Genomic DNA, 25,870 nt, shown 5'->3' on the forward strand with positions numbered 1-25,870 from the left:
CCCAATGTGCAGCACTGCCTCACCGAAAAGGCGACGTGGCAGGATCAATCAATATGGGAAAGGGAGATGATTGCGGAATACGAAGGGATGTATTCCGCGAAACAGGGAGAGAAGTAACCGGGTCTCTCTGGCCGGAACCGTGAGCCCGAAGGCGCTCGGCTCGTCACCGGCGCGGCGGCACGTGCGAATGCTGGTCCGCAACTCAGGCGACACCTACGCGAGGTTTAGCAACAGGTCGCTCCGCCAAAGGTGAGTCATATTCGGTTCGGGCATACGTGGGCGCTGCTGCCCGCAGCCCGACAGAGATCCCGTCCAAGTCACGTCATGCGACGGGGCTCCTACCCTAATATCGATCGAAGATAGCCTTGAGGTCTTCCTGGTCTTGAAGCGCGACACGTCGCGCCACCCGTGCCTCGATTTCGTCGAGGTGGCTGACCATCGCATCGACTGCCACGGTGGTTTTCCCCTGGGCAAGCGCATCGACGATTTCCCGGTGTTCGGCTGGTGCACAACCCGATTCGTCATGCGACTCGTACAAGGCTACGAAAATCTGTGTCCGGGCGACCAGCCGCTGCAGGAACGCTGCCAATTCGTTGTTACCAAGAATCTTCGTCAGACGGGTGTGGAAGGCACCAGCCAGTCGAACGGATTTCTCGCGATCGCCAGTGCGATGCGCTTCCTCCTCGTGTCTCACATGCTGTTCAAGCTCATGAAGTTGAACCTTGTTCAGGCGGCCCGACAGCAGCATCAAGATGCCCGTCTCCACCGCGCGCCGGGCGTCATAGAGGGTATGGATATCGTCTAACGTGGGTTGTGGGACGAAAGCGCCGCGGTTTTGACGTAACTCCACCTTGCCTTCACGTTCGAGGACAACCAGCACTTTTCGCACGGCTGTTCGCGTCGCGTTGAATGTGTCGGCCAGCACGCGCTCACGCAGCGGCGTGCCCGGTCGTAACTTACCGTCGAGCAGCGCGCCGGAAATCGAACGATATATCCGCGCTTCGTTATCTGACAGCGCCTCCGATGGTTCATTAGCGGGCATCGACCACGCTTCTGGAAATTCGCCCGTTGAACGGGGTGAAAGTGGAGTGACGCCCTTGGGCTGCGATTTTTCTCTCACGGCAGGAAGGAATACAAAAGTGCGGGCATGGGCTCGAGATCAACAAAATCACCGATTATATGCGTGAGTCCCGCATTTGATTCAATCGGGAGCAGGCCGTAACCCGGCCGGCGTATCGCTGAGCCTCGAGGCGACTCCAAGGTACGCTACGGGCAGATCAGCAGGAATACTTCCATTGCTCAGTCCGATCTTTACACCGATTCCGTAACCGATGCGTCTGTGCGATATTGTGAACTGCTATTGCGCGTGTGAGCAGTCCGGATCTCCACTCGCGGCTTTCTGTCAGCAGAAGTCCCGGCTCGCCGTCACCAGCATGCCAAGAAGACCGGTCAGGTCGATAAGTCGCTGAACAACCAGGTGATGAACATCGCCCTCCCGCTGCCACACCCCGTAGACTCCCAGCGGCGAGGCACCGAGAACCTCTTGCTTTTGCGCCCTCAACACATCGGGCCGGATGATCACATTCACATTGCCCGTCTCGGCCTCCATCGTGATGAAGATCACGCCCTTTGCGGTGGCCGGTTGCTGGCGCACGGTGACAATTCCGCATCCCCGAGCCAACTGTCCATTGCAGTAGCCGTGAAGTACGCGCGCAGGCATCAACCGCAGCTTCGACAGTCACGGGCGTAGCAGTTCCAGAGGATGACGTCCCAGCGTCAGGCCGACAGCCCGGTAGTCCGCGACGATGCTCTCCGCTTCAAACGGTGTGCCGAGCGCCGGTGTGCCATCACGAATCGCGGCCGCCGCCAGCATGTCCCTGTCGGGCACCGCCGCCGCAGCCTGCCATCGGGCCTCGCGCCGGTTACCGGCCAGTGACAACAGCGCGTTTGCATCCGCCAGTACCTGAAGATCATGCCGGTCAAGTTCCGCGCGCCGGGCAAGATCCGGAACCGACGTGAATGGTCGCACCGCCCGAACCAGTTCGATCCGCTGAGCAGCACCATCACGCATGCCGCACAGCAGCGACAGGCCAAGCCGCACCGCTGGCCGCAACGACGCCCCGATCCGCTCGAACGACGAGTCCCAGCCACTGATTGTTACGTCTACGGGTAGTACCGGTACCCCATGTCGGCGTGCGTCCTGCACCAGTTGCGATGGCGAATAGAACCCCATCGGCTGGCTATTGAGCAGTGCCACCAGAAACGCTTCCGGTTCGTGACATTTCAACCAGCTACACGCGTGCACGACAACGACGATTGGCGTCCACTGGCCTCCATCAACATCCATTGAGTTAATCTAAGTCTGTGTTTTTAAAGGTCTTATCGTCCACCAACTGCTTTGAACAGCTGGACAAATCCGGTACCTATGTCTGTAATGATGTGTGTAACGGGTCGGTTTGAAGGCGTTATACACATAGCACTCACTGCTCTCAATCTTCTCTCAGCGCGCAAAGTGGAAACGGCGCAGCCCAAGCCCAAGGTGTACCAACCCGGGACGGTGGCAGCCTCTTTTGCGCGTGCAACCCAATGGCTCCAAGCTCTGGCGGTATCGCTACCGGCTGGGCGGTGCTGAGCAGGTGTACTCTCGATCGGGGTGTACCCGAAGATCACGCTGGAGGCGGCCCGTGCTGAACGTGACCGGGCAAAGGCGTTGGTCAAGAGGGGGCTCGATCCCATCGTGGAGAAAAAGACACTATGCAAAATCGCGCTTAACGCTCAATGCTTTTGAGTGCTGTGCACTGGAAGGGCGCAGGCGACACTAGACCGCTTGGCTGCACGAACGTCAGCGTCGTGACATAGTTCACCTCGCTGTATTTCTCGCCCTGGCGGTCGTTAGCACTCTTGTCGAGAGTGTTGGTAACCGCTACGTACTGACCTTTCCAGGGCAGATCGAAGTGCACCGTGCCATCCTCGCCGGTGCGTCCCTCACGCGACCTGCCCGACGGAGACAATAGCGTAACCTTAGCTTTGGGCAGGGGTGCGCCGTTGAACACCGCGCGAAGTTCGCCCGCCTTACCCGTGGGCACCAGGTCCAGCACGGTACGCCTTGCGTCCACAGGCTGCGAAGGATTTGCCACCCAGCGTGCCGCAAGGTGCCACCCAAGCGGCGGTAGGTTTTGCGAGGCCCGTTGAATCGGCGGATGGTCACCGTCGGCAAACAGCGTCTCGACTGGGTTGGAGGCTGTGTAGGTGAAGTAGCTGGGCGTAAGTTTGCCACCGGTCACGGCCTCGGCCTTACCATTCGTGTATTGCTGCTCCATGGTCGGAACGCCCATGAATTCGTCGAGCCGCCCAGGAGAGGTTTCGCGCAAATTGCTCGCGTACTTACCAAAATACAGATGTACTTGCTCTCCTTCGTCTTCGATCCAGAGCTGATGAGCCTGTGCAGCGTTGCTCAAGCGGACGAGAAGCAGAGAAGCGACAAGGGGTGAACGCGGATCATGCGGGTACCTCTCAGGTGATTGTCAAAAGTGGTCAATGAAAAGCGCGGCCCGTGCACGCAAGGACCGGTGCTATCAAAAAATTGAGCGAGGTTTTCTTAAATCAGGTGGGCTGACCCGAGAGCATCGGGTCGAGACGGCAGTCCCAATTACTGATAGAAGTTCAAGGTCAACATCGCCGATCTGCCCGGTGCCCAGGTCGCGTAGATGGGATAGGCAGTCGAGAAGTATTTGCGATCGAGGATGTTGTTCACGTTCAACTGCAAATCAATGCTCTTTGTCACGCGATATGTCGCCACCGCATCGACACGCGCGTAGCCTGGCGTCCACTTCAACACAGTCGGCGACACTGAAGCGTACGACTTACTCGCCACGGCGACGCCGGCGCCGACCTTGAGCTTTGGCATCACGTCATAGAACGACCACAGCGTGAAGTTGTGCCTGGGCACCATCACCATCGGCAAGCCGGACGACGCGGCGTTCGCCGCGCCCGCATCGACGGTGATCGCATCGAGATACGAGTAACCGCCGAAAATGCTCCACTCACCGGTGATATTGCCCGCAGTGCCCACTTCCACACCGCGCACCCGCTGATGGCCGGCGTTGATCGTGCCGCCCAGACCATCGGACACGCGCGCATTAGTCTTGTCGGTCTGGAACAGCGCCAGGTTAAGCGAAAGGCGATCGAGGACGTCCCACTTTGCGCCCACTTCGATATTGCGGCTGCGCTCCGGCGAAAGATCCTGGTTCGTCGCGGTGATCTGATCGGTCCCGCCGCCGATACCCGAATTCGCGCCCGGTGGATTCGCCGACGTGCCGTACGATGTATACAGGCTCACCGACGGCAGCGGCTTGTACACGAGGCCGAGCTGATAGCTGAAGAGATTCGAATTGTTGGTGAGGTCCTGCGCGCCCGCTTGCGTCGCCGTGACGTCGAAGCGATCGAAGCGCGCGCCGGCATTGAAGAGCCACTGATCGGTGATCTTCACGCTATCGAAAAGATATGCCGACGCGACGTTCGTCTGCGTATGCGTCGCCGCACCGGGAAAACCCTTGTCGCCGTTGAGCAGAATACTGCCCAGCCACGGATTATCGGGGTTCCATGCGTTGATCGGCGTGCAGTTGTACGCCACGGAGCACGGACCGCCCGAGCGGATGTTATTGCCTGTACTGTCAGTCACGAGATAGCCCTCGTAAAGGCTGCGCTCATGGCTGAATTCGACGCCCCCCGTCATCGTGTGCTGCATGCCGAGAAGCGTTGCTTGACCAGTCAGCTCGGTCTGATTCGTAATGCTGTTGGTCGCGTACTTGCCGCTCTTCGCCTGCAGACTCAGTATATTCGGATTTGCACTGGTCAGTTGCGGATTGGTCGCGATGTAATCGAGCGTGGAGCGACCAAACATCGTCGTGTTCTTGAGCTTCAAATTGTCGTTGAAGCGATGCTCGACCCGTACTTCGCCTGTATCAGTCTGTCCGTAGCGATAATCGCGGTTGTTGAGGCCGTAGAACTGGCCGCGGTCGCTGTTGATCGGCGTACCGCCCGTCGAGCGGAACGGTACGCTGAAATCCGGCATGTCGTACGAGTTCAGATGGTAATAGCTGACCGTGACCGTCGTGGGGCTGTTCAGGCCAAATGCAACGGACGGCGCCACGCCCCAGCGCTTGCTGTAGACATTGTTGCGGCCTGCCTGATTCGCGTCGTGCCCCATTGCGTTGAAGCGAAACGCGTTGTCGTCGCCGAACTTCTGATTCACGTCCAGCGTCAGGCGCTTATACGCATCCGTACCAACGCCGGCACTGCCAGTGATGAAGTTCTCGTTCTTCGGCATCTTGGTTTCTATATCGATGGACCCGCCCACCGCACCGCGCCCGGCGTATACCGAATCCGGGCCCTTGATGACGGTAATGTTCTCGATGTCGAAGGTCTCGCGATTCTGCACGCCTGAATCACGAATGCCATCCACGAAGATCGAATTGCGCGATTCGAAGCCGCGGATCACCGGGCGGTCCGCGGAAGGATTCGCCGCTGCATCACCGCCGAGAAACGTGATGCCGGGCACAGTCTTGAGCGCGTCCGCGAAAGTCGTCGCGTTGGTTTGTCGAATCAGCTCTTCGGGAATGACTGTGATCGAGCGTGGCGTGTCCAGCAGCGGCGCGGTGAACTTGTATGACGGCAACTTCTTGACTTGCATATCCGATTGGACGGCCGACGCGTTCACGTTTACTGCGGGCAGCGTTTGCGGCGAAGAATCGACAGGGTCCTGTACAGCCGCGGCCTGCGCGACCACCTGAGACGGCGCGAGGAAGCTTGCACAATAGAGGGCACCGACGGACGCGAGTAAGCGCGTCCGCGTCTTGAACAGAGCGGGCATGGTGACTCTGGCTGGAAATAGATGGAACCCCACATTGCATGGGGGCGTGCGGACACAACAGACACCGGGCTGGAATCTTAATGCGAATAAGTCTCAATCCGGAATGAAACGAATTGTAATGTTTGTCTGCAAATCTGTAAACAGGTTATGAAAAGACGTCGAAGTACGCCGCACGGTGGCGCCCTGTCGTGTCGGGTCCAACGCCATGAGCGCCACGCCCACTCGGCCACCGCAAGCGTCTGCGCTATGCTGAACAGATCAACGCGATACGCCGGAATCACACCGAACTCGTCGTTGTCGATCAGAAATGGCGCACGCCGAAGGCTACCGGCATGAAGTTGAAGCGCGAGCCCGTCACGTCTGCTGGCGGGAGGTTTAACATCGACGCAAAACGATGCGCCGGCGCCACCACGGCGCAAAGCTGCGGCACAGCGAAAGAATGGAGGGTAGATAGGCCCCGGAGCGGTTTGAGAGGTGGAGATCGATCGCATCACCACGCATGATCGAGAACACCATGGGTGTCGAGCCATCGCGGATTTCGCCGGGGATATCGGGGTACGTCATCGAAAAGCACTGCAACGCTCGCGCGCTCAGGTTGCCGATGAATCCTCTCCACGCCGAGCGCGACGCACCTGCAGCACAAATGAGAGTACGCCTCTAGACGCGCGACCAGGTAGTGCCGAACTGCACGGCGTGTTGTGGTCGATCACTGGGGCCATAAATGCCCCTGCTGAGGGATATAGCCGCGTACTACGTCCGCGCCGCCTGCACCAGCGGGCTAGGCGAGCGCGGCGGCGCAGCAGGCAATGCCAGCGTCGAGATGCGCTTTCGCTACAGCCCCGATGCCAAGAGCCTGCGCGCCATGGTGCCAGCCGTGATTCCCCCCGGTTGCTGCTCATGCTGCCGGCGATGCTGACCTCCCTGGCGGTGGTGCGCCAGAAAGCGACGGGTTCCATCACCAATCTGTACGTGACGCCAGTGACGCGCATCGAGTTCCTGCTCGGTAAGCAACTGCCCTTATGTCGGCTTAGCCAGATGAACATCCTGCTGATGACGCTGCTCGCGGTCACCATCTTTGACGTTCCGGTCAAGGGCAGCTTTTTCAGGATATTCGGATTCAGCGGTTGATGCCCACAATGCGTGTTGCATTGCGACAATCGCGCATTTTGGGCATTTACGGAACATCGGGCGCATAGCGTTAAGGGTTATTCGATGCCTGCCGTCGGCCACAGGAACGTGACGGTACCTCGGCGCGTGCCGGCAGGCGTCGAATAACCCTTAACGAACTGAGCCGAATGAAGACGGGCTCAGTTCGACCCGGAAGGGACGGTCGTCCGTGCGCAAAGGGGCCATTCAGATAGGCGCCCATCGGGCGCTTTGCTAACGAAACGCCTGCCGGATACCCAGCGCGACAATGAGGCATCCACATGCGCGGTCGATCCAGGCCTTCACGCGACGATACGCCGTCGCAATCGCCGCGTGCGATAGGACAAGTGCGACGGCTCCGTACCAGCAAGTCGCAGTTGCACCGACCGTACCGAGCATGGCAACGAAAGTCGGCGTGGAGACGTGGGCGGGCGCTGCGGAGGAAAACACGGCTGCATAAAAGGCGATGGACTTCGGGTTTGCGATATTTGTCGCGACGCCTTGCAGGAATGCGGCACGAAATGGCGGCGATTTCGGAGGGTGAGGTGCTGCTATGTCGCTTGACCGCGCTGACACAACGAGCCGCAGCCCAAACCAGATCAGATAGGCAGCGCCGGCAAGCCTGACGCCCACAGCGAGCCATGGGAAAATGGCGAACACCATTCCGATACCGAGGATGGCGCAAGTCGCCCAGAACAGATTGACTATCACGATTCCAGCGACAAGCGCGAGCGTATCGGAGCGTCTGCCGGAAACTGCCTTGTGAACGACTGCGACGAAGTTCGGGCCAGGTATGACGACACCCGCCGCGTAGACAGAAAAAACCGTCGCAACAGCAGACGAATCGATCATCTGTTCCCCTCAGTGGAGCGTGGTTGTATGGAGTCAAGAAGCCGCTTCAATCGTCGGTATTCTGAAGCAATTCGGAATTGACCGCTGCTGACCGACTCCGGAAGTATAAGGTCAGCGGTGCCAGCCGCGGCAGACGGCTAGACCGAACTTTTGTAGTCGACCCGCATCGGCCGTTCCATGCACGGTCTGACGGATGTCTCTTGTACCGCGGTCAAACCCCTCAGGCTTTCGTATCAGACGACAACCGGAGACGAACTCGGATCGAGTGCGACCAAAGACCATGCGCCACGCCGTCGATTGCACGCACGAGGTGGCCGATATCGTGCTCGCGCGTGGTGTCGATACGCACGGTGAGATCGCCTGCCGCGATACGCATGGCTCCGCCGATGGTGCCCAAGGTCATTCGCAGCGAGATTCCTCCCGGCGCGAGCACCGGCGAAGTGGTCGCCCAACTCTCAAGTCAACGCATCAAGGCCCCGTCGCGTCAACGAGGAACGCCACATGCGCAAGGAAGCCGACGGCCTCGACCTTTAGCCATGTCGTGTTCCTTCATGCCTTGTTGGTCATGTCGTCGTGCACGTGCCGCGCTTCATCCCGCCAGCCTTGCCGCGCCCGGCGCATGGTCGCGATGGCCAGACGCGCGACCTTGTGCCATGCGTAAGGCCGCGGATCGGCGATCATGCTGAGTGCCCGGGCATAGTCGAGCGTGAGCCCCGGCGTCCAGGCCATGGTGACGGCGCGCTTGCGAATCTGCGCGGCAACCCATAACTCCGGCGTCACGATGATCCTGAGCAAAACGCCCCAGCCCGCGCGTGCGCCATACAGGCGGCCCGCCGCGCCTTCCAGCGTCGCTTCGAGCGCACGTGACACGCTGCTGGAACAGTTTCGATGCGTGAGGTTATAGGTCGTATCTTCCCTGTAGATGCGCCAGAACCGTTCGAGTCGCAGCGGATCGTAGTTGCGAATGCGCACGCGCACAGTGGAAGGACACCACGCCTTCGACTCGATTGCATAGCTTGGCTGGAACATGCCGGGCACATCGTTCTCGCGTGTTGCGCGCAGCAGACGCGCGAAATCATCCGGAGAACGATCTATCTCGATTGCCGGATAAAGACTCACATATATACCGCCCGGCGATTCGAGCGCGGCGTGTCCCGTCGAAATCACGCCGTTCCGGTCGACGGCCGCGATATACCGATCCACCAGCAAGCGCCGCTGCGCTTCCTGCTTCGACGAACCTACCGGCGTCCACACATGCACCGTCAGCGCCGGTTCGTCGTCGGCAGGCGGACCGTCCCATTCGTGTTTGTCGAACGCGGGAAGCGCCGGTGCATCGTGGGAATTTTCGAAGCTCGCCGTTGCGGCGCCGGCTTCGCCCGATAGCGCGGGGTTGCGGGTGAGCTTGCGCACGCGCAAGGCGATAAGAATCAGGTTCCAGCCCGCGAAGATGCACAGCGCGCCGATGCAATACGGCACCGTGCCGATATAGTGCGTCGGATAAGGTTGAAACATGAAGATGGCCAGTGCGACTTCGAAGATCGCAAAGCCGAGCGCAGTGCGCCAGCGCCGATAACGCACCACTAGGGCGGATGCCGCCTGCAATGCGCCATCGCTAAGCAATACCGCGCCGATCAACACAGAAAGAATGAAATGGCCATGATGCGATCCCTCCAGGATCAGCACCGCCGCGACGACGAACGTGATTCCCTTCGCGTACCGCAGCCTGCGCTGCCCACCCACGCCCGACCATGCCACCGAAAGCGTCACGAGCCCCTCGGCGAGCAGGAGCCAGCCAACCCATGAAATGGGAAAGCCCAGCGCGCCGTCCAGTGCATCGATGAGCACGCCGACCCCAAGCAACGACAACAGCGCGCCCGCCACCATCAGGCTGCACCAGCGATTGCGCAGAAAGTCCGTGCCCAGCAGAATCAGGATCAGTTTGACCATCGTTCTCGGCTCTCTCTATCGGATGCGGCTAAAAACGCTCAATACGACGTATGGTATTGCAGGACAGTTACATTGCGCCATTTTCGTGCGGTCATCCGCATGCGTTCGAAGTGATCGCTGACGCATCGGGCCTCTTTCGTCCTGCAAGACCGCGGCTACTTGGTGCGATGTGCCAAGGTATCCCGTCATTGCGACCACAGGCAAAGCACCAAAACGCGATGAGATGCGATTGAATGGCTACTCCTCAAAGGGTTGCTGACGCTGGAATTTCTCACCTCGCTTCATGATAAACGTCTCTTTGTGGCCGACTACCGCCCGATGGGGTCGACCGTAGTCGACCCACAAGGGACAGCCAACCGCCCAATAAGCGGGCATTCATTGTGTACGGTGAAATGTTACGAGCCCAAGGGTTATCCCACCGATGTGGATCGAGCAACGCTCTTTGGCGAACTTGCGGCGCCAGGCGAAGCTCCGCGTGTTGTGGTCGAAGTAGGCCAGCATGTCGCCGTCGTCCTGTCAGAATGCCGCAGTGCCGCAGTGCCGATAAGGCAACCCGCCTGCGCATAACGAATCGTAACTTGAGCTTGCGCACTGTGTCTTCTGTGGAGGCGCGGGATCCCAGCTAAGCAGTTTGGACAACAAGCAGCTTTGCGATTTCCCCTGCGAGCAGCTGGCTTGCTACGTCCGGGATGATCAGGTTGAATTCAACGTGAGGCAGCTTGGGCAGAGTTTTGATGCTTCTGAGAGGTACCACATCGTCCGGTATCGCCGACGCGTTCAGGCAGGAAAATCCTAGTCCGGCGGACAGGGCCGACTGGAGTCCCGCGACACCCGATGCCGAATGGGCGATGAAGTAATCTGCCCCCGCCTCGTTGAGCCGCGCCAGCATGTAGCGTTGCAGCGAACACGTGTCTGGCAGGGCGACTAGCGGCAGAGGGCCGTGAGGTACCCGCTCGAACGAAGGTGCCGCCACCCACTGCAGCGGTTCACGGCGAATCATGATACTGGCCAGTCCGTTCTTTTCTACGGGACTTTCATTTCCGGCCGGATCGGCAACGCGCATCGATACGCCGATGTCGAAATTACCGGAGCCCGCGTCGCGTCGGATCAGCGCGCTTTTGTACACGGAGACGTGCAGGCGCAAGGATGGATATTGATCACCAAGCTGCTTCAATACCTTGGCAATATCTGTAGGGCGGAAATAGTCGGTGATGGCGAGTCTCAAGTCGCCCGCAAGAGACAGCCCCTGCATGTCGCGGTAAGCCACGTCGTTGAGCAGCAGAAGCTTGCGCGCATGGTCAAGCAGCCTGGCACCGGCCGGCGTTAGCGACGCACCTTTCTTGCCGCGCAAGAACAGAGCAAGCCCGCACGACTCTTCGAGTTTTCTGATCTGTTCGCTGACGGCGGATTGGGAGCGATGCAGTTGCACCGCAGCAGCGGACAGGCTGCCAGCGTCGGCCACCACTGACAGTGTGTTCAAAAGTTCGAGATCGAAACGACGCATCATTATCCATCATTTTTTCCGATGGATAAGATCATAACTTCCCGCTTTTCTGTTGGAAAGGGGAGTGTCACGATAGGCCTTCCATGTTGACAGGGAGGCTCACATGCCAGGAATCAAGCTAACCGTTTCGGGAAACGGCGATACAGGACTGTCCGAGCATCTGGCTACGGAGGTCAGTGCACTGACCTGCTCCGTGCTTGAGAAGGAGTTGGGCAAGACGATGGTCGTGATCCGATACATTCCCCCTGAGCAATGGTTTATCGCTGGTCGCTCCCTCGCATCGCTTGGGAAGAACTCGTTCCGGCTGGAAGTGACCATCACGGAAGAAACGAATACGAAAGGTCAAAAGGCCGAGTACCAGCGGCAGGCGTTTGAGTTGCTGTCCACGCTCATCGGAAATGTGCACCCGCACTCCAACGTACACGTCATCGATTGCGCCGCGACGAGCTACGGTTACGGTGGTTTGACGCAGGAATATCGTTATCAGCGCGGGGGCTGACTACACGCATGTATCGAATGAACAAACTGGTTGATTCGGGCCGCTCTACATCGGTTCTTTGGCGCAGTCAGGTCGCGATGCTGGCGATAGGGACATTCGCCGTCGGCACGGACGCCTTTGTCATCGCTGGGGTGCTGCCGTCGATAGCGTCGAGCATGCGGGTAAGTCTCCCGGAGGCTGGTCAACTGGTAACCGTCTTTTCTCTGGCCTATGCGCTGAGCGCGCCGATCACGGGGGCGCTTTGCGATGGACCGCGACCCTGAAGTGGTTAAATTTGTCGCCGAACCATGGAATGATCACGAGGCACACGCGCGTTTTCTGAAGCACCGGATTGAGGCCGACTTCGGAAGGGGACTCGGATACTGGTCGATTTTCCCGAAGGAGAATCCTGTGCAGTTTCTCGGCTGGGTCCTGCTCACACCCTACGATGCCGTCGGACCTGGAATCGAGATCGGCTGGCGTCTTGCCCGGAAAGGGTGGGGACACGGCTACGCCACGGAGGCCGCACGCCGTGTGGCCACACTAGATCCAGATCGCCCAGCTCAAGATGCCTGGGCTCGCCGGGCGGGTAGGCGAAGAAGCCCCGCCCGGCCTTGCGACCGAAGCGCCCTGCCAGTTCGAGCCGGCAGAGGATCGCGTTGCCAGCGCCGTGCTTGTCGTCGGCCCAGCGACCATGCTCGCGGTCGCGAAACAGACTGACAATGTGGTGCAGTACGTCGATGCCGACTTCGTCGGCCAGCGTCAGCGGACCCACCGGCATGCCTAATGCCGTGCCAGCGTTCTCGATCAGGACCGGGTTCACCCCGTCGGCGAGCAGACGTACCCCTTCGCGGATGTACGCTTCAACGCAGCGGGTCGTATAGAAGCCGTAGCCGTCGCGCACGACGATGGGCGTCTTGTGAATCTGCTGGATGTAATCCAGCGAGCGGGCAAGTGTCTCGTCGGATGTGGCCGAGCCGACAATGACCTCCACCAGCGCCATGCGGCTAACCGGCGAGAAGAAATGCAGGCCGATAAAGTTCTGTGGATTGCCGGTCTTGCCTGCGGTGTCGATACAACAGTTGTGCGGGGCGACGTCGATTCACAGCGCTTTTCGGTATTCGGACTCAGACAGGACCGGCTCGTCGCGGTGGAATCGGTAGGCTCTTCCGGCGACCATATGGCCGCGCGACGGCTACTGGCAGACGGTAAGGAAATCACTCCAGGAATGATTGCTGATCCACGCATCAGCCTGCGGGATCTATGACTTCTCACATGCAGTACGTGTGCAGATATCCGGCAACCAGTCGCATCAGCGCGAACTGGCCTGTAGCAGGCACTTCGGACTGGTCAGCCATGCCCTACCGTTGCTGGACAACCATTGCAGCCGTAGCCATCCGCAGGCCTGCGGTGCGCTCAGCGGTGCTCCGTGTCGGTGACGAATCCCTGAAGGGCCGAAAGGCGCTCAGCGGCGTGCTGTACCACCTCCCGCAAACGCTCAAGGCCTGCGACGGCGCGACTTGTCGGAGCCGCGAGAACCAGCGCCAGTTCCACGCTGCCCTGTCCGTCGAAAATCGGCGCTACCAGTCCCGAGCCCCCTTCGGCCATTTCGTCGATCGACACACACACGCCCTCGGCACGCACCTGCTTCAGACGCTGCAGCAACTGCTTGCGCGACGTGACCGTCCGGCTGGTGATGGGATCCATCCTGACCCGCTTCAGATAGTCATCGACAAATGCTCCTGGCGCATAGGCGAGCAACAGCTTGCCCAGCGCCGAGGCATACAACGGCCTCGTGTCACCCACTTCGGGAGCGAAGCGCACAGGATGCGGACTCACTACGCGCAGCTTGTAGACAGCCGCATTCCTGTCCTGCGAGAACGTCCCGATCAGCGCAGTCTCTCCGGTAAGTTCCGCCACTTCCTGCAATACCTGACGCGCGGTCGACTCAAAGTCGCTGGCCGAACCGATACGTGCCGCGAGCCGGTGGCTTGCCATGCCGAGTTCGAATCCGGCCGCTGTGCGGCGCACGTAGGCCGCTGCCTCCAGCGCCCTTAGCATGTGCATCGCGCTCGTCTTCGGCATGCCAAGTTCAACGCTCAGTGCGCCGAGCGACATTGGACTGTTGGCCAGTGCCTCGAGCACCTGCATTGCCCTAACCGGAGCGCGGGGGGGCGTGCGAGTGCCTGTGTCGGTGGCGGCGTTCGCGTTCCGATATACCGTTCGCGAGAGTTCGTCTGTTCTCATATGGAAATAGTGTACGAATATGAAAATGAATTTTAGAATGAGTTTAACAAGATAGCCATCACAAAATTGCTGGAGACAACGATGAAGTACCTCATACGCATCTTCTCCCCTTGACCGTTGAAAACCGGGTATTGGCGCCTGCGGCGGCGATACCGGGCACGCAAACGTCTTCCGCTGTGAATGGCGGGCCGCTGGCAGAACGCGTTGCCCCCCGCAGTTGCGCGGAGATGTCGTCAATTGAAACACCAACATTTGAAACTGGCAGGAGGCAGCAGGCCATGGAACTGAAGGTCACGCAATACGAGATCAACGCGGACGGCGTCGCGACAGTGCGCTTTGACCGACCCAACCGAGGAAACTCCTGGACATCCCGCATGAATGCGGAGTACCGCTGGATCATGAATGAGGCAGACCAGGACCCGGCCGTGCGCGTCATCGTGCTGACGGGTGCGGGTAGGCATTTCAGTGTCGGCGCGGACCACAAGGCGCTCGACTTCTACGCGGAAGGCGACAAGGACTATGTGGCGAGCGTGAACCCGGAGGCATTTGCGCAACCGGGTCACGGTGTGCGACCGGAGTTCGATCATGAACTCGTATGGCATTGGGGCCTTCAAAAACCCGTCATCGCTGCGATCAATGGTGCATGTGCCGGCATTGCGGTGGGCATCGCGGGTTTCTGCGACCTGCGTTATGCCGTTGCCGGAGCCAAGCTGACGACCGCCACCGCCCGCCTCGGGTTGCCGGCCGAATACGGTCTTTCCTGGCTATTGCCTCGCCTGATTGGCGTCACCCATGCAGCGGATGTCCTGCTTACAGGCCGCATTTTCACGGCCGAGGAGGCGTACCACATGGGATTCGTCAACGCGGTCTTCACACGCGAAGAGTTCGACAGCAGGATCAGCGAGATTGCAACCTCCATTGCGCGTACCGTGTCGCCACGCTCAGCGCGCACAACCTGAGCGTGAGCACGTAAATCGATGGGAATTCGGGGCGTTTTGAGCAGCTTGCGTGATGTAGCGGAGGGGGTCTCCCTCAGGTATCTTGCACAAACGACGCCCAAGGGAGAGTCTCGTGTCTGCCAAGAACCGAGACTTCCAGAGTGTGCCACGTGAGTGCCCGCGATCCCACCTTCTATCACCTGCTGTTACGTATCGATCAGGACTACGCCGAACAGACCCGCGCGCAGCGTTGTCGCTGCGGTGGCGTACTCCATAGCGCCCGCTACCCGCGCAAGCCGCGCGGAATTTCATACGAAGCCCGCTGCCACTGCGAGTTCCGCTACAGCTTCTGCTGCGCCGACTGTCGCCGTCGTACCACGCCATTCTCGGTGCGCTTTCTCGGCCGGCGCGTCTATACCGCCGCAATCATGATTGTCGTCAGCGCCACGCGTGCGAGCGCCGGTACGGCCGCGGCAATGCGCCAGCTCGATGCGCTGGGCGTGCCACCCTCGACGATCGCACGATGGCGGCACTGGTGGACGACCGGGTTTGTCGGTACACCGCTCTGGGCGCTCGGACGGGCGGCGTTCGTGCCACCCGTCGAGACCGCACAGGTGCCGGCAAGCCTGCTCGAGCGCTTCGCTACCACGCAGCCTGCCGAGCCATTGCCATGCCTGCTGCGCTGGCTCTCGCCGCTCACCAGCGGCAGCGCCGTGAGCACCCTGCGTGAGGGACGGTAACCGCCCGCAGAACTTGTCGCTCGCCCCCCTCGGACTGCGCCGGTAGTCTCGCCTCTCCCCCGAATCGCGGCGCGGTGCGCCGCATCCCTGGAGAGAGCATGACTGAACTTCACGATTTACCCCTGCGGGATCGTTGGGCGCGCCTGCGCTTTGCGGTCGTGGGCCCCTTGCTGGCAGCACCGCCTGACCCCGGGCAGGTGCGCGAACTCATCACCGCGCTGGCCGCCAAACGCTGGCGTCATCCCGTCACTGGCGACGATGTCCAGTTCGGCCGCTCCACCGTTGAGCGGTGGTTCTACCGGGCCCGCAAGGCGGCCCACGATCCGGTTGCGAGCCTGCGCGACCGCAAGCGCCCCAGCGGCGCCGGCGCAAGCCTGTCGCCTCAGGCGGTACAGGCGATTCGCGCGCAGTACCGGGAACATCCCGGCTGGACCTGCCAGTTGCACTTCGACAATCTCAAGGTCACGCTCGGCCAGGCGTTCCTGCCGTCGTACACGACGGTGCGTCGTTATCTGCGTGCGCAGGGCCTGTACCGTGAACGCAGGCCGCGTCATACCAGCACCGGCGCGATGCTCGCACGCGATCGCCTCGAGAAGCTCGAGGTCCGCAGCTTCGAGGTCGAACACGTCAACGCGCTCTGGCATCTCGATTTCCATCACGGCTCGCGCAAGCTGCTCACGCATGATGGCCAGTGGATCACGCCGATGCTGCTGTGCGTGCTCGATGACCGTTCGCGCGTCGTCTGTCACGCGCAATGGTTTCTCGATGAGACCGCACGTAGTCTGATCCATGGGCTCACCCAGGCGCTCCAGCGTCGTGGCCGGCCTCGCGCACTGATGACCGACAACGGCGCAGCAATGCTTGCCGAGGAGACGACCGCCGGCTTGCTCGCGCTCGGCGTGCTGCACCAGACGACCTTGCCATATTCGCCGTACCAGAACGCGAAGCAGGAGACGTTCTGGGCCCGCATCGAAGGGCGCGTGATGGCCATGCTCGAAGGCGAGCCCAATCTCACGCTCGAACTGCTCAATCAGGCCACCCACGCGTGGATCGAGCGCGAGTACCACCACGCGCATCATTCCGAGATCGGTGGCACGCCGCTCAAACGCTATCTGGCCGGCCCCGATGTGGGTCGCGAATGCCCGTCGAGTGACGCGCTGCGCGCCGCATTCCGTATCGACGTGACGCGCGCCCAGCGGCGCTCGGATGGCACCGTGAGTCTGGCCGGCACGCGCTTCGAGATCCCCTCGGCCTACCGGCACCTGCAGCGCGTGCACCTGCGCTACGCGCGCTGGGACCTGAGCGGCGTCGATCTCGTTGACGCCGATAGCGGCACCGTGCTGTGCCCGCTGCGGCCGCTGGACAAGGCCGCCAATGCTGATGGCCAGCGTCGGCGACTCGATGCCGTCAATGTCGAGCCGCCACCGGCCAGTGCGCCCGGCATCGCGCCGCTGCTACGCCAGATGCTGGCCGACCACGCTGCAACCGGGTTGCCGCCAGCCTGGATTCCCGCCAGTTGGCAGGAGGAGGCATGAGCCAGCGTCTGCAAGCCCTCTACGGCCTGAAGTGGAACCCGTTCTCGCCGGAGCTTCCCCTCGAGGCACTGTACGTGCCGCCGCGCGTCGAGAACTTCTGCTGGCGCATCGAGAACGCGCTCGTGCGCGAAGGCGGCTTCGCGATGATCCACGGCGAGCCGGGTACCGGCAAGAGCGTGGTTATGCGCGTGCTGGCCGAGAAGCTCGAGCGACTGACCGATCTGACAGTCGTCTCGATCAATCATCCGCAGAGCAACCTCGCCGACTTCTATCGCGAGATGGGCGACATCTTCGGTCTGGAACTCCGGCCGCACAACCGCTGGGGCGGCTTCAGGTCGCTGCGCGACCGGTGGATGTCGCACCTGCAAAGCACGCGCCGGCGCCCAATCCTATTGATCGACGAAGCGCAGGAAATGAGTCCCGGCGTGCTCAACGAACTGCGGCTCATGGCCAGCGCCCGCTTCGATTCGCAGCCCCTGCTGTGTGTGGTGCTCGCCGGCGACACGCGCCTGACCGACAAGCTGCGGCGCGACGAACTGCTGCCACTGGGCAGCCGTATCCGTTCCCGCCTGGGGACCGAGAAGGCTTCGGCCGACGACCTGCTGGCCTGCCTCGATCATCTGCTCGCCAGCGCCGGCGCCCCGCAACTGATGACGCCGCCGCTGCGCCACACGCTGTGCGAACACGCGCTGGGCAACTACCGCGTGCTCACCACGCTCGCCAACGAACTGCTCACCACCGCCGCGCAGCGCGAACTGTCCGAACTCGACGAGAAGCTGTACTTCGAGGTCTTTGCACCATCAACACAGTCCTCGCGCCGCACGCCAGCGCGTCAACCCAACGGAGCCCGATGACATGTCCCGTAAAGCATCACCTCACAAACCCAACGCCTCCCGGCGCCTGCCATTGCCCGAGCTCTCCGACGAGGCAGCCTACATGATGCAGTTCTTCATCGAAGACCTCTATCTGTGGTTCAGCCGCACCTACGCCACCCAGATCCGCCGCTATCGCGAGCCCTGGTACCGCGGTCCGACACAGCCGCCACACCAGAGCATCGACGAGCCATTCTGAAACGACAACGGGAGCTTCATCGCTCCCGTTTTACTTCGTCCCTCGAACATCATTTATGTTGCTCATTGCCCCATCGATTTACGTGCTCACGCTCACACAACCAAGCGTCAGATCTATGGCGAGTTGATGGAGTCGAACGTCGGCCTCTGCATTGAGGATTCCAAACGTCTCATCGGCAAACTCATGCTGGAAAGCGATTTTCCCGAAGGCGTCGCCGCCCTGCAGCAAGGCCGTGCACCGAAATTCGCAGGCCTTGGTGCAGGTTCTGACAGCACGACGGAGCAAGAGGCATGACGATTGAAACAACTGAAGCTGCACCGCGCTGGGGTACCCGCGTGGTACAAGGCATCGTTGCCGGTCACGAATGCAAGGTGTACGAGCAGCGGCCCCGGTCAGTGGCGGAACTGCTCGTCGACGCGCAGCGCTGGGCGGAACGCGATTTCATCGTCCAGGGCGCCCGGCGAATCACCGGCGCTCAGCATGCGCATGCTGTCGCGCGAGTGGCGCGAATGCTTCGCGAGCATGGCGTGCGCACGCGCGACCCCGTTGTCCTGCTCGGCTACAACCATATCGAATGGCTGGTTACATTCTGGGCACTCCAGGCGCTAGGCGCGACCGCTGTCCTGGGCAATGCCTGGTGGAGCGATACCGAGACGACCACGGTACTCGAAACGGTCCGACCGACGCTGGTCATTTCTGACCGTGCACGCGAACGGTTCGGACCGGGCGACGCCGGCTTCATCTCCTTTTCGGAACTGCGCCCATTCGTAGAAGCAGGGGAAGAACTACCGCTCGATCTGACACCAGTGGACGAAGAATGGCCGGCATGGGTGATCTTCAGCTCTGGCACGACCGGCCACGCCAAAGGCGTGGTGATGAGTCACCGCAGCGTGATTGCGAACATCCAGAATGTCCTGACACTCACAGGCCGTCTGCCAAGCGAATTGCCCCCGAGCCATCGAGGCACGGTCAGTCTCGTGAGCATGCCGCTATTTCATCTGGCCGGAATCCAGATCTCCCTGATGAGCATGCTCTCAGGAGGAAAGCTTGTGTTTCTCGCTGGCAAATTCGACCCGCTCGAAGTGCTTCGGCTGATGGAGCGGGAACGCGTGCGCTCCTGGGGCAGCGTACCCACCATGGTTTCCCGGGTCATCCAGCATCCGGATTTTGGTAAATACGATACGTCAAGTGTTTCGAGTGTTCAGATGGGCGGAGCCGCAGTTCCACACGCATTGCGCCTGGAGGTCCAGCAGGCGTTCCCGAATACGCGCCGTCGCGTTGGCAGCATGTATGGCTTGACCGAAGCCGGTGGGGTACTCGCGGCGGGCTCGGGCGATGATCTGGAAGGCAAACCCGGTTGCGTGGGCAAACCGCTGCCGTCTGTCGAAATCGTCATCCGCAACCCTGACGCACAAGGTGTGGGAGAGATTGCAGCCCGAGCACCGAGTGCGACGAGCGGCTATCTCGGCGATCCGACGCCGATCGCGGACGCGGACGGCTGGGTCCTCACGGGAGACCTTGGACGTTTCGACGACGCCGGGTACTTGTACATCGTCGGTCGTTCGAAGGACACCATCATCCGCGGCGGAGAAAACATCGCCAGCGTCCACGTCGAATCAGTGCTACGAACCCATCCGGACGTCCTCGACGTGGCGGTCGTACCGCTGCCCGATGCCGATCTCGGTGAAGAAGTCGCAGCCGCGGTCGTACTAAGACATGGCGCAGCCATCTCAAGCGAAGATCTGCGCGCTTACGCATCCCGCGAACTCGGCAAATTTGAAGTACCGTCCCGATGGTGGCTACGCCACGATCCGCTGCCGACCAATGCGTCGGGCAAGACGATCAAACGCGAAGTCATCGCCCGATGGCCAGCAAACGAAGCAACAGGAGTCATGCAATGACCGGCATTCTGCAGGGCATTCGGGTACTCGACATGACACAGATGGTCGCCGGACCGCTCTGTACCATGCTCCTGGGCGACCTCGGTGCTGACGTAATCAAGGTCGAGCCGCCTGGCGGCGACAGTAGCCGCGGTATTGGACTGAACCGTCCATGTGGTGAAAGCGATTATTTTCTGAGCGTGAACCGCAACAAACGCGGTATCGTACTCGACCTGAAAAAGGCGGAAGACGTTGCGACCTTCAGGGCTCTCGCGGACACTTCCGACATCCTGGTCGAAAACTTCCGGCCCGGCACTCTCGAGAAGCTCGGCATCGGCTTCGAGACGCTTCGACAAACCAATCCGAGGCTAATCTATTGCGGAATGTCGGGATTCGGTACGGACGGTCCATACCGTGACCGCCCCGCCCTTGATCCGGTCATTCAGGCCATGTCCGGCATCATGCAGTTGACCGGCACGGCTGCCAGCGGGCCGTTGAAGACCGGGATACTCACATCGGACTTTGTTCCGCCGCTGTTCGGCACAATTGGCATTATTGGAGCGCTGTACGCGCGCGCGTCCACCGGCCAGGGGCAGCGCGTAGACGTTTCAATGCTTGATGCGACCGTGTTTTCAATGTTACCGCGTGAAGGATTTTACTTCTCCACCGGCAGGACACCCGAACGCCTCGGCAATGCGCATTACCAGTTGGCGCCGTGGAACAGTTATGCCACAAGTGACGGCCGGCACCTGATTATCGTCGCGCACACCGACAAGTACTGGCGCGCGCTGCTTGGTGCGATCGGTCATGGGCCGCTCGCGGCGGATCCGCGCTTCCTTACCAATGCGCTGCGACTTGCAAACCGCGAGGCACTTGATGCGTTGATCAGCGAAGCGTTTGCCACCGAAAGCCTCGCCACGTGGTCTGAACGCCTGACAGCGGCCGGTGTGCTCTTCGCGCCGGTACGCGACTTTGATGAGGTTTTTTCGGATCCGGCGGTACGCGATACGATGGTCGCCCAGATACCGCATCCGACTGCTGGAGAGATTTCCGTGTTGCGCAATCCCATTCGGCTGTCGGACAACCCGACTTCGATACGAGCCGCGCCGCCGTTGCTCGGACAGCATACCGGGGAAGTGCGCGCAGAGCTCGCACAGGCCGCAAGCACCTTGGAACATCAACGTGTATCAGGAGCACAGAGATGAGACTTGAAAGGAAACGAACATTGATTACTGCAGCGGCATCGGGTATGGGCGCTGCGGGCACGCGCCTGTTTGCTGAACACGGTGCGCGCGTTGCCGCTCTCGACCGCGACGGAGCCGCCCTGCAACGCGTGGTCGATGACGTAAAGAGTCGGGGAGGCGAAGCCCGGGGCTTTGTGGTCGATCTGACCCACCGGCAGGCGACGCTCGACACAGTGCGCGAGGCTGTCGAATGGCTCGGCGGAATTGATGTTTTGTGGAATCACGCCGGGATGCCTGCACCCTCGAACATCGAGGACTTCGAATTCGAACAATACGAGCGCTCCATCAATCTGAACGTGACCTCGGCGGTGGTGATATCCAGTGCAATCCTGCCGTGGATGACTGCGCAGAAGAGCGGCTCGATTATCTTCACTTCGTCGACGTCGGGGCTCGTTGGGTCAGCGTTAAGCCCGCTCTACTCCGCTTTCAAATCCGGCATTGTCGGTTTGACGAAGGGACTGGCCGTCAGATACGCGGCGCAGAACGTCCGCGTCAATGCATTGTGTCCGGGCCCGGTGTCAACGCCAATGTTGCACAACGACTTCATCGCCGGCGACGCCAGGTTCGACAAGGAAGAAAACCTCAAGCGCGTCATCTCGGTCGTCCCCATGGGACGTATGGGTGAGCCAGTCGAGATCGCCCATGCCGCGTTGTGGCTCGCCTCCGATGAATCGTCGTTTGTCACGGGCGTCGCCTTGCCGATCGACGGTGGCCAGACAGCCCGCTGAACCCGTACACATTTCAAGTCACCCAGGACAGCCCGCCCCGGCATATCGTCGGCTGGCTCCCTTTTTTGGACCACGTCATGAATGACTTTTCTCTGCTGATCGACGGACAACTGGTCGCGGGCGATCACACGATACCGGTGTTGAATCCTGCGACCGGAAAGGTTGCGGCGTCCGCGCCGGCAGCATCAGTACAACAGCTGGAACGCGCAATTACGGCAGCGAACCGCGCTTTTGCGGGCTGGCGGGATACCCCGTTCGCTGAGCGGCGCGCCATCGTGCTCAAAATTATCGACATCATCGCAGCAAACCAGGGTGAACTGTCGCGACTGCTGACGCTCGAGCAAGGCAAACCACTCGCCGCGGCCGCGGGAGAAGTCTCCGCCACGATCGACTATTTCCGCTACTTCACGACCCTGTCGCTCGCGCCGGAAGTCCGGCAGGATAACGAGACGCGCTATGTCGAGGTGCGCCGCGATCCTCTGGGTGTGGTAGCCGCGATCATTCCGTGGAATTTTCCCCTTCTGCTCGCCGCCTTCAAATTGCCTGCGGCCTTGCTAGCGGGCAACACCGTCGTGCTCAAGCCCGCTCCGACCACCCCGCTCGCGACCCTTCATCTCGGGCGCCTGATTGCCGGAGCGGTACCTGCCGGGGTCGTCAATATCGTCTCGGGTGGAGACGAACTGGGACCCGTACTGACCTCCCATCCGGGGATTCGCAAGGTCAGTTTCACCGGCTCGACGGAGACAGGCAAAAAAGTGATGGCATCTGCTGCGACCCATCTGGCGCGGGTGACCCTCGAGCTCGGCGGCAACGATCCGGCCATCCTGCTTGACAAGGTCGATCTGGAGCATACTGCAACGGCCATCTTCGCATCGGCGTTCGGCAATAGCGGACAGGTCTGCCGCGCGATCAAGCGCGTTTACGTGCCACGGCCAATCTACGAGCCCTTCTGTGCAGCGCTCGCGGAACGCGCCCGCGCGGCAGTGGTCGGTGACGGCCTCACCGATGGCGTGCAATTCGGCCCCGTACAGAATGCAGCACAATTTGAGCGTCTCAAAGAGCTTCATGCCGACGCGCAGCAACGCGGCACCGTCATGCCTGGCGGCGGCCCGGTGAAAGGACCTGGCTACTTCTTCCGGCCAACCATTGTGAAGGACATCGCGTCTGACAGTCGTCTCGTCGTGGAGGAGCAGTTTGGACCCATCCTGCCAGTTATTGCCTACGACGAACTCGAAGAAGCAGTTGAGATGGCAAACAACAGCCAATACGGGCTGGCCGCGTCGGTCTGGTCAACTGATTCACAGGCGGCTTTTGCCGTCGCGGACCGGATTGTCGCGGGAACTGTCTGGATCAACAAACACACGGACCGTATGCCAGATCTTCCGATCGCGGGTGCCCGACAGTCCGGCATGGGCGTGGAACTCGGCGAGGAAGGATTACACGAATTCACCCAGATCAAGATCGTGAATCTCTCGAAGGCTGCATAAAAGTGGTGTCGCCAGAGTATCTTTTCGAGTTCATATAGGGCGAACATCCGCTGAGAGCCGCGCGCAGCCTACGACGTCAGTGTCTGCGCGCAGGCATCATCGCGCACCGAACCAGGCTCTCATTGATATACGCCGACGACCGGCTGTTTCGCGAGCACGAGCTCCGCAGGCCACCGCGTGCGTAACGGACCGTCTCGCCTTGCAGGCATTTCGCTCCATTGGCAGTTAGCGACGGCCTCCTGGCCTGAAGACCTCTGCACGATTTCAGAGCGTTGTGAGAAATCTCGCAATGGACATCATTTCAAGTGGGAGGGAACAAACAGCGATGCCACGGGACGGGCTGAAAGTTCTCGTTTTTTCACGCTTCCTGCCTGAGCAACTCTGTACGTGGATGCTTGCTGACTTCGGTGTACGCGTAATCCGCGTCGAAAATCCTTGAGACCTGGAAAAACTCTCGGCCGCCTTCAACCTTGGCCGTCGCGAGAAACTGGGAAAGCGTCGTTGCGGACCTCGGAGCGCTTCGGACTCTCAAGGGAAGAAGGCGTCCCCTAGCACCTTGCAGCAGCGTTCCTGACTGGTTCTCCCGACGATGGCACCGCGACTCCAAACACTCGATTTCGCAACCCTATTTCAGCCGTTCTAATGTCGCAGGACGGAGCAGCCCCAAGACAGGAACGATAGAACCGGTCATCGACAATAAGCCTGATATCAAATCGACTGATTGAGTATTGCTAACGCGGCGAGCAGGGCTTGAAGCATCACGCCGGAATGTGATGCAACACAAGACGCAAACCCGACGACTCGTGAACTCCCAATGTCCCGGTAGGGACGAGGCAAGTCTGATCGATGGCCCGACAGTGGCCCAGTCCCGAGGTAGCCTGCCAGCGCTCGTCATCGGTCTCCCGGCGCGGTTCCGAGGCAACCTCCGTTCGTCGCTGGGCGACGGTAGTTTTCCCGTCCACCTCAGCCTTGGGCTACCCGTATGTAAGAGCCTTCAGGCGAGCTACTTCGATCTTGCCCCCGCGAGATACTGGCAGTGTCACGCGAGCACCGAAGCGTCGCTTCTGGCATCACGACGCCGTTCTTCGAGAATCCGCACGATGCGCTCGCGATGCTGTGGTGGCGATCCCAACAGTTCGGCATTGGCGCGGGCGCGTTTGAAATAAAGATGATTTCTCATTTCCCATGTGAAGCCGATCGCGCCGAAAACCTGAATACTGCGAAACGCCGCGTCCCGATACGCGTCACTCGCATAACTCTGGGCCATTGCGACTGCGAGTGGCCCAGCCTCGTCGCCCTCCGATAGTGCCCAGGCAGCATAAAGAACGGCGGTCGATGCGCATTCGGCCTGCGCCAGCATATCGGCCAGCGAGTGCTTGATCGCCTGGTATGCCCCAATGGGCCTCCCGAACGCGACTCTCTCCTTCGCATACGCCACAGTGTCGTCCATTACAGCGTGCAAGCCACCCGCGCTTTCGGCAGCAAGCACCAAAAGAAGCCGGTCCCGGATCCACGGCCAGGGATCGCCTTCACGCCGGTCAACGCTGGCAAGCGGCTCTGCGTCCGCGCCCCGAAGATGAACGCGGCACACTTGCCGCGTGATATCTCGCCAGTCCAGCATCTCGATATCTACCCCAGCGGCGGTGCTGTCGACAAGCCAGCACCGCCGCTGTCCGGCTCGTCCCGCAACCACGACGATCCTGTCAGCCGCGGCTGCGTCGACAACGAAGCTGCAGGTGCCGGTGAGGCGACACCCTTCCGGGGTTTCACTGATGTGCATGCCGCCACCGGACAATTCGCACACGTTGTCGAGTTCAGGCAGCGCGAGGGCCAGCTTCAAGCCGCCCGTTGCGACCTCGGGAAGCCACCGTTCCTTTTGCGTATCCGAGCCGAAAACCTCGATCGCCCACGTACCGGCCAGTGTGCCGAATAATGGCAGCGGTGCCAGAAAGCGGCCGCATTCGCTCACAATCATGGATAGGTCGAGCATCGACATACCGAGGCCGCCGTAGGTCTCTGGTACGATCATCCCGGGCCAGCCCAACTCCGTGACACTGGACCACAGGCGGTCGTAACCCGCTTGGGCGACCGTGGCGCCGGGCGTGAGGAGGGGCGCCAGGTCGACCTCCTTGCCGAGAAAAGCGTTCGCGCTCTCGCGTAGCATCAGTAAATCGTCAGTCAGTGAAAAATTCATGGTGTCG

The 25,870-nt window shown here is 60.8% G+C and carries 26 protein-coding genes and 3 pseudogenes; 17 read left to right on the top strand and 12 right to left on the bottom strand.

The window, feature by feature from the left end:
- Positions 1–343: 343 nt before the first annotated feature.
- Together BXE_RS40275 and BXE_RS45050 are read right to left on the bottom strand one after the other, a co-directional pair.
- Positions 344–1,042: a GntR family transcriptional regulator gene (locus tag BXE_RS40275; protein ID WP_011493905.1), complete on the bottom strand. Its 699-nt coding sequence runs from the start codon at positions 1,040–1,042 to the stop codon at positions 344–346.
- 360 nt (positions 1,043–1,402) lie between these two features.
- Positions 1,403–2,311, bottom strand: a pseudogene (locus tag BXE_RS45050) (error-prone DNA polymerase); the annotation flags it as partial.
- A gap of 342 nt (positions 2,312–2,653) precedes the next feature.
- On the opposite strand from BXE_RS45050, the gene BXE_RS47635 reads away from it, so the two are divergent.
- Positions 2,654–2,788, top strand: a complete 135-nt coding sequence (locus BXE_RS47635; RefSeq protein WP_233518908.1) for an integrase arm-type DNA-binding domain-containing protein — start codon at positions 2,654–2,656, stop codon at positions 2,786–2,788.
- On the opposite strand, the gene BXE_RS40290 is transcribed toward BXE_RS47635, so the two are convergent.
- The 3 genes from BXE_RS40290 to BXE_RS46205 all read right to left on the bottom strand — a co-directional run bounded on the left by BXE_RS40290 (position 2,769) and on the right by BXE_RS46205 (position 6,436).
- On the bottom strand, positions 2,769–3,458 hold the full coding sequence (locus BXE_RS40290) for a TonB-dependent receptor (protein WP_011493906.1): 690 nt from the start codon (positions 3,456–3,458) through the stop codon (positions 2,769–2,771). The two genes, BXE_RS47635 and BXE_RS40290, sit on opposite strands and share 20 nt — an antisense overlap.
- 191 nt (positions 3,459–3,649) lie before the next feature.
- Positions 3,650–5,872, bottom strand: coding sequence for a TonB-dependent receptor (locus BXE_RS40295; RefSeq protein WP_011493907.1), 2,223 nt, complete (start codon positions 5,870–5,872; stop codon positions 3,650–3,652).
- 375 nt (positions 5,873–6,247) lie between these two features.
- Positions 6,248–6,436 carry a hypothetical protein gene (locus BXE_RS46205; RefSeq protein ID WP_148223105.1) on the bottom strand — a complete coding sequence of 63 codons (189 nt, stop codon included), beginning with the start codon at positions 6,434–6,436 and terminating at the stop codon, positions 6,248–6,250.
- A 235-nt stretch (positions 6,437–6,671) separates the two neighbouring features.
- Here BXE_RS46205 and BXE_RS40300 point away from each other — a divergent pair.
- Positions 6,672–6,982: pseudogene (locus tag BXE_RS40300) on the top strand (ABC transporter ATP-binding protein/permease); the annotation flags it as partial.
- A 270-nt stretch (positions 6,983–7,252) separates the two neighbouring features.
- Here the strand turns inward: BXE_RS40300 and BXE_RS40305 are convergent.
- From BXE_RS40305 to BXE_RS40320, 4 genes are all read right to left on the bottom strand, one after another.
- Entirely contained in the window at positions 7,253–7,870 is a 618-nt protein-coding gene (locus BXE_RS40305) for a LysE family translocator (protein WP_011493908.1), read from the bottom strand.
- 220 nt (positions 7,871–8,090) lie between these two features.
- Positions 8,091–8,273 carry a HAMP domain-containing protein gene (locus tag BXE_RS46210; RefSeq protein ID WP_040123510.1) on the bottom strand — a complete coding sequence of 61 codons (183 nt, stop codon included), beginning with the start codon at positions 8,271–8,273 and terminating at the stop codon, positions 8,091–8,093.
- A gap of 146 nt (positions 8,274–8,419) precedes the next feature.
- The gene (locus BXE_RS40315) at positions 8,420–9,817 is read right to left on the bottom strand and encodes an HdeD family acid-resistance protein (RefSeq protein WP_011493909.1); all 1,398 of its coding nucleotides are present in this window, start codon (positions 9,815–9,817) and stop codon (positions 8,420–8,422) included.
- A gap of 622 nt (positions 9,818–10,439) precedes the next feature.
- Positions 10,440–11,324, bottom strand: a complete 885-nt coding sequence (locus BXE_RS40320) for a LysR family transcriptional regulator (RefSeq protein WP_011493911.1) — start codon at positions 11,322–11,324, stop codon at positions 10,440–10,442.
- A gap of 100 nt (positions 11,325–11,424) precedes the next feature.
- On the opposite strand from BXE_RS40320, the gene BXE_RS40325 reads away from it, so the two are divergent.
- Genes BXE_RS40325 through BXE_RS47640 form a run of 3 tightly spaced genes read left to right on the top strand, consistent with a single transcriptional unit; the run spans position 11,425 to position 12,519 of the window.
- Complete coding sequence (locus BXE_RS40325) at positions 11,425–11,820, top strand: tautomerase family protein (protein WP_011493912.1); 396 nt, start codon at positions 11,425–11,427, stop codon at positions 11,818–11,820.
- Positions 11,821–11,837: 17 nt separating this feature from the next.
- Positions 11,838–12,083 carry an MFS transporter gene (locus BXE_RS40330; RefSeq protein ID WP_148223106.1) on the top strand — a complete coding sequence of 82 codons (246 nt, stop codon included), beginning with the start codon at positions 11,838–11,840 and terminating at the stop codon, positions 12,081–12,083.
- Positions 12,067–12,519: a GNAT family N-acetyltransferase gene (locus BXE_RS47640; protein WP_237712056.1), complete on the top strand. Its 453-nt coding sequence runs from the start codon at positions 12,067–12,069 to the stop codon at positions 12,517–12,519. Before BXE_RS40330 ends, BXE_RS47640 begins: the two co-directional genes overlap by 17 nt.
- Here BXE_RS47640 and BXE_RS47645 read toward each other — a convergent pair.
- Positions 12,449–12,802: pseudogene (locus BXE_RS47645) on the bottom strand (3-hydroxyacyl-CoA dehydrogenase family protein); the annotation flags it as partial. The gene BXE_RS47640 and the pseudogene BXE_RS47645 sit on opposite strands and share 71 nt — an antisense overlap.
- Positions 12,803–12,823: 21 nt before the next feature.
- On the opposite strand from BXE_RS47645, the gene BXE_RS40340 reads away from it, so the two are divergent.
- Positions 12,824–13,066, top strand: a complete 243-nt coding sequence (locus BXE_RS40340) for an oxidoreductase C-terminal domain-containing protein (protein ID WP_041744364.1) — start codon at positions 12,824–12,826, stop codon at positions 13,064–13,066.
- A gap of 149 nt (positions 13,067–13,215) precedes the next feature.
- On the opposite strand, the gene BXE_RS40345 is transcribed toward BXE_RS40340, so the two are convergent.
- Positions 13,216–13,950, bottom strand: coding sequence for an IclR family transcriptional regulator (locus BXE_RS40345; protein WP_040123507.1), 735 nt, complete (start codon positions 13,948–13,950; stop codon positions 13,216–13,218).
- A 374-nt stretch (positions 13,951–14,324) separates the two neighbouring features.
- On the opposite strand from BXE_RS40345, the gene BXE_RS40350 reads away from it, so the two are divergent.
- The 11 genes from BXE_RS40350 to BXE_RS48400 all read left to right on the top strand — a co-directional run bounded on the left by BXE_RS40350 (position 14,325) and on the right by BXE_RS48400 (position 24,108).
- Positions 14,325–15,005, top strand: a complete 681-nt coding sequence (locus BXE_RS40350) for an enoyl-CoA hydratase-related protein (protein ID WP_011493915.1) — start codon at positions 14,325–14,327, stop codon at positions 15,003–15,005.
- A gap of 149 nt (positions 15,006–15,154) precedes the next feature.
- Complete coding sequence (locus BXE_RS40355; protein WP_007175957.1) at positions 15,155–15,724, top strand: hypothetical protein; 570 nt, start codon at positions 15,155–15,157, stop codon at positions 15,722–15,724.
- A 98-nt stretch (positions 15,725–15,822) separates the two neighbouring features.
- Positions 15,823–17,259, top strand: coding sequence for a DDE-type integrase/transposase/recombinase (locus tag BXE_RS40360; RefSeq protein WP_007175956.1), 1,437 nt, complete (start codon positions 15,823–15,825; stop codon positions 17,257–17,259).
- The gene (locus BXE_RS40365; RefSeq protein ID WP_007175955.1) at positions 17,256–18,113 is read left to right on the top strand and encodes an ExeA family protein; all 858 of its coding nucleotides are present in this window, start codon (positions 17,256–17,258) and stop codon (positions 18,111–18,113) included. Before BXE_RS40360 ends, BXE_RS40365 begins: the two co-directional genes overlap by 4 nt.
- Position 18,114: 1 nt before the next feature.
- On the top strand, positions 18,115–18,330 hold the full coding sequence (locus BXE_RS40370; protein WP_007175954.1) for a hypothetical protein: 216 nt from the start codon (positions 18,115–18,117) through the stop codon (positions 18,328–18,330).
- A gap of 126 nt (positions 18,331–18,456) precedes the next feature.
- Positions 18,457–18,624 carry a hypothetical protein gene (locus tag BXE_RS46825; protein ID WP_158340959.1) on the top strand — a complete coding sequence of 56 codons (168 nt, stop codon included), beginning with the start codon at positions 18,457–18,459 and terminating at the stop codon, positions 18,622–18,624.
- Positions 18,621–20,231, top strand: a complete 1,611-nt coding sequence (locus BXE_RS40375) for a class I adenylate-forming enzyme family protein (RefSeq protein ID WP_011493916.1) — start codon at positions 18,621–18,623, stop codon at positions 20,229–20,231. Before BXE_RS46825 ends, BXE_RS40375 begins: the two co-directional genes overlap by 4 nt.
- Complete coding sequence (locus BXE_RS40380) at positions 20,228–21,415, top strand: CaiB/BaiF CoA transferase family protein (protein WP_011493917.1); 1,188 nt, start codon at positions 20,228–20,230, stop codon at positions 21,413–21,415. Before BXE_RS40375 ends, BXE_RS40380 begins: the two co-directional genes overlap by 4 nt.
- Positions 21,412–22,182, top strand: a complete 771-nt coding sequence (locus tag BXE_RS40385) for an SDR family NAD(P)-dependent oxidoreductase (RefSeq protein ID WP_011493918.1) — start codon at positions 21,412–21,414, stop codon at positions 22,180–22,182. The genes BXE_RS40380 and BXE_RS40385 overlap by 4 nt, the downstream gene beginning before the upstream one ends.
- Positions 22,183–22,259: 77 nt before the next feature.
- Positions 22,260–23,669 (top strand): aldehyde dehydrogenase family protein, encoded by a 1,410-nt coding sequence (locus BXE_RS40390; RefSeq protein WP_011493919.1) that lies wholly within the window; start codon positions 22,260–22,262, stop codon positions 23,667–23,669.
- A gap of 325 nt (positions 23,670–23,994) precedes the next feature.
- Positions 23,995–24,108 (top strand): CoA transferase, encoded by a 114-nt coding sequence (locus BXE_RS48400; protein ID WP_407668654.1) that lies wholly within the window; start codon positions 23,995–23,997, stop codon positions 24,106–24,108.
- A 600-nt stretch (positions 24,109–24,708) separates the two neighbouring features.
- Here BXE_RS48400 and BXE_RS40395 read toward each other — a convergent pair.
- Positions 24,709–25,863, bottom strand: a complete 1,155-nt coding sequence (locus tag BXE_RS40395) for an acyl-CoA dehydrogenase family protein (RefSeq protein WP_011493921.1) — start codon at positions 25,861–25,863, stop codon at positions 24,709–24,711.
- Positions 25,864–25,870: the final 7 nt, after the last annotated feature.

The organism is Paraburkholderia xenovorans LB400 (assembly GCF_000013645.1).
In the GTDB taxonomy this organism is placed as follows: domain Bacteria; phylum Pseudomonadota; class Gammaproteobacteria; order Burkholderiales; family Burkholderiaceae; genus Paraburkholderia; species Paraburkholderia xenovorans.

Excerpts from the sequence above, each read along its gene's own strand:
- BXE_RS40275 (WP_011493905.1), bottom strand. The coding sequence starts at position 1,042 with ATGCCCGCTAATGAACCATCGGAGGCGCTGTCAGATAACGAAGCGCGG.
- BXE_RS40295 (WP_011493907.1), bottom strand. The coding sequence starts at position 5,872 with ATGCCCGCTCTGTTCAAGACGCGGACGCGCTTACTCGCGTCCGTCGGT.
- BXE_RS46205 (WP_148223105.1), bottom strand. The coding sequence starts at position 6,436 with ATGACGTACCCCGATATCCCCGGCGAAATCCGCGATGGCTCGACACCC.
- BXE_RS40305 (WP_011493908.1), bottom strand. The coding sequence starts at position 7,870 with ATGATCGATTCGTCTGCTGTTGCGACGGTTTTTTCTGTCTACGCGGCG.
- BXE_RS46210 (WP_040123510.1), bottom strand. The coding sequence starts at position 8,273 with ATGACCTTGGGCACCATCGGCGGAGCCATGCGTATCGCGGCAGGCGAT.
- BXE_RS40315 (WP_011493909.1), bottom strand. The coding sequence starts at position 9,817 with ATGGTCAAACTGATCCTGATTCTGCTGGGCACGGACTTTCTGCGCAAT.
- BXE_RS40320 (WP_011493911.1), bottom strand. The coding sequence starts at position 11,324 with ATGATGCGTCGTTTCGATCTCGAACTTTTGAACACACTGTCAGTGGTG.
- BXE_RS40325 (WP_011493912.1), top strand. The coding sequence starts at position 11,425 with ATGCCAGGAATCAAGCTAACCGTTTCGGGAAACGGCGATACAGGACTG.
- BXE_RS40330 (WP_148223106.1), top strand. The coding sequence starts at position 11,838 with ATGAACAAACTGGTTGATTCGGGCCGCTCTACATCGGTTCTTTGGCGC.
- BXE_RS47640 (WP_237712056.1), top strand. The coding sequence starts at position 12,067 with ATGGACCGCGACCCTGAAGTGGTTAAATTTGTCGCCGAACCATGGAAT.
- BXE_RS40340 (WP_041744364.1), top strand. The coding sequence starts at position 12,824 with ATGCAGGCCGATAAAGTTCTGTGGATTGCCGGTCTTGCCTGCGGTGTC.
- BXE_RS40345 (WP_040123507.1), bottom strand. The coding sequence starts at position 13,950 with ATGCAGGTGCTCGAGGCACTGGCCAACAGTCCAATGTCGCTCGGCGCA.
- BXE_RS40350 (WP_011493915.1), top strand. The coding sequence starts at position 14,325 with ATGGAACTGAAGGTCACGCAATACGAGATCAACGCGGACGGCGTCGCG.
- BXE_RS40360 (WP_007175956.1), top strand. The coding sequence starts at position 15,823 with ATGACTGAACTTCACGATTTACCCCTGCGGGATCGTTGGGCGCGCCTG.
- BXE_RS40365 (WP_007175955.1), top strand. The coding sequence starts at position 17,256 with ATGAGCCAGCGTCTGCAAGCCCTCTACGGCCTGAAGTGGAACCCGTTC.
- BXE_RS40370 (WP_007175954.1), top strand. The coding sequence starts at position 18,115 with ATGTCCCGTAAAGCATCACCTCACAAACCCAACGCCTCCCGGCGCCTG.
- BXE_RS46825 (WP_158340959.1), top strand. The coding sequence starts at position 18,457 with ATGGAGTCGAACGTCGGCCTCTGCATTGAGGATTCCAAACGTCTCATC.
- BXE_RS40375 (WP_011493916.1), top strand. The coding sequence starts at position 18,621 with ATGACGATTGAAACAACTGAAGCTGCACCGCGCTGGGGTACCCGCGTG.
- BXE_RS40380 (WP_011493917.1), top strand. The coding sequence starts at position 20,228 with ATGACCGGCATTCTGCAGGGCATTCGGGTACTCGACATGACACAGATG.
- BXE_RS40385 (WP_011493918.1), top strand. The coding sequence starts at position 21,412 with ATGAGACTTGAAAGGAAACGAACATTGATTACTGCAGCGGCATCGGGT.
- BXE_RS40390 (WP_011493919.1), top strand. The coding sequence starts at position 22,260 with ATGAATGACTTTTCTCTGCTGATCGACGGACAACTGGTCGCGGGCGAT.
- BXE_RS48400 (WP_407668654.1), top strand. The coding sequence starts at position 23,995 with ATGCCACGGGACGGGCTGAAAGTTCTCGTTTTTTCACGCTTCCTGCCT.
- BXE_RS40395 (WP_011493921.1), bottom strand. The coding sequence starts at position 25,863 with ATGAATTTTTCACTGACTGACGATTTACTGATGCTACGCGAGAGCGCG.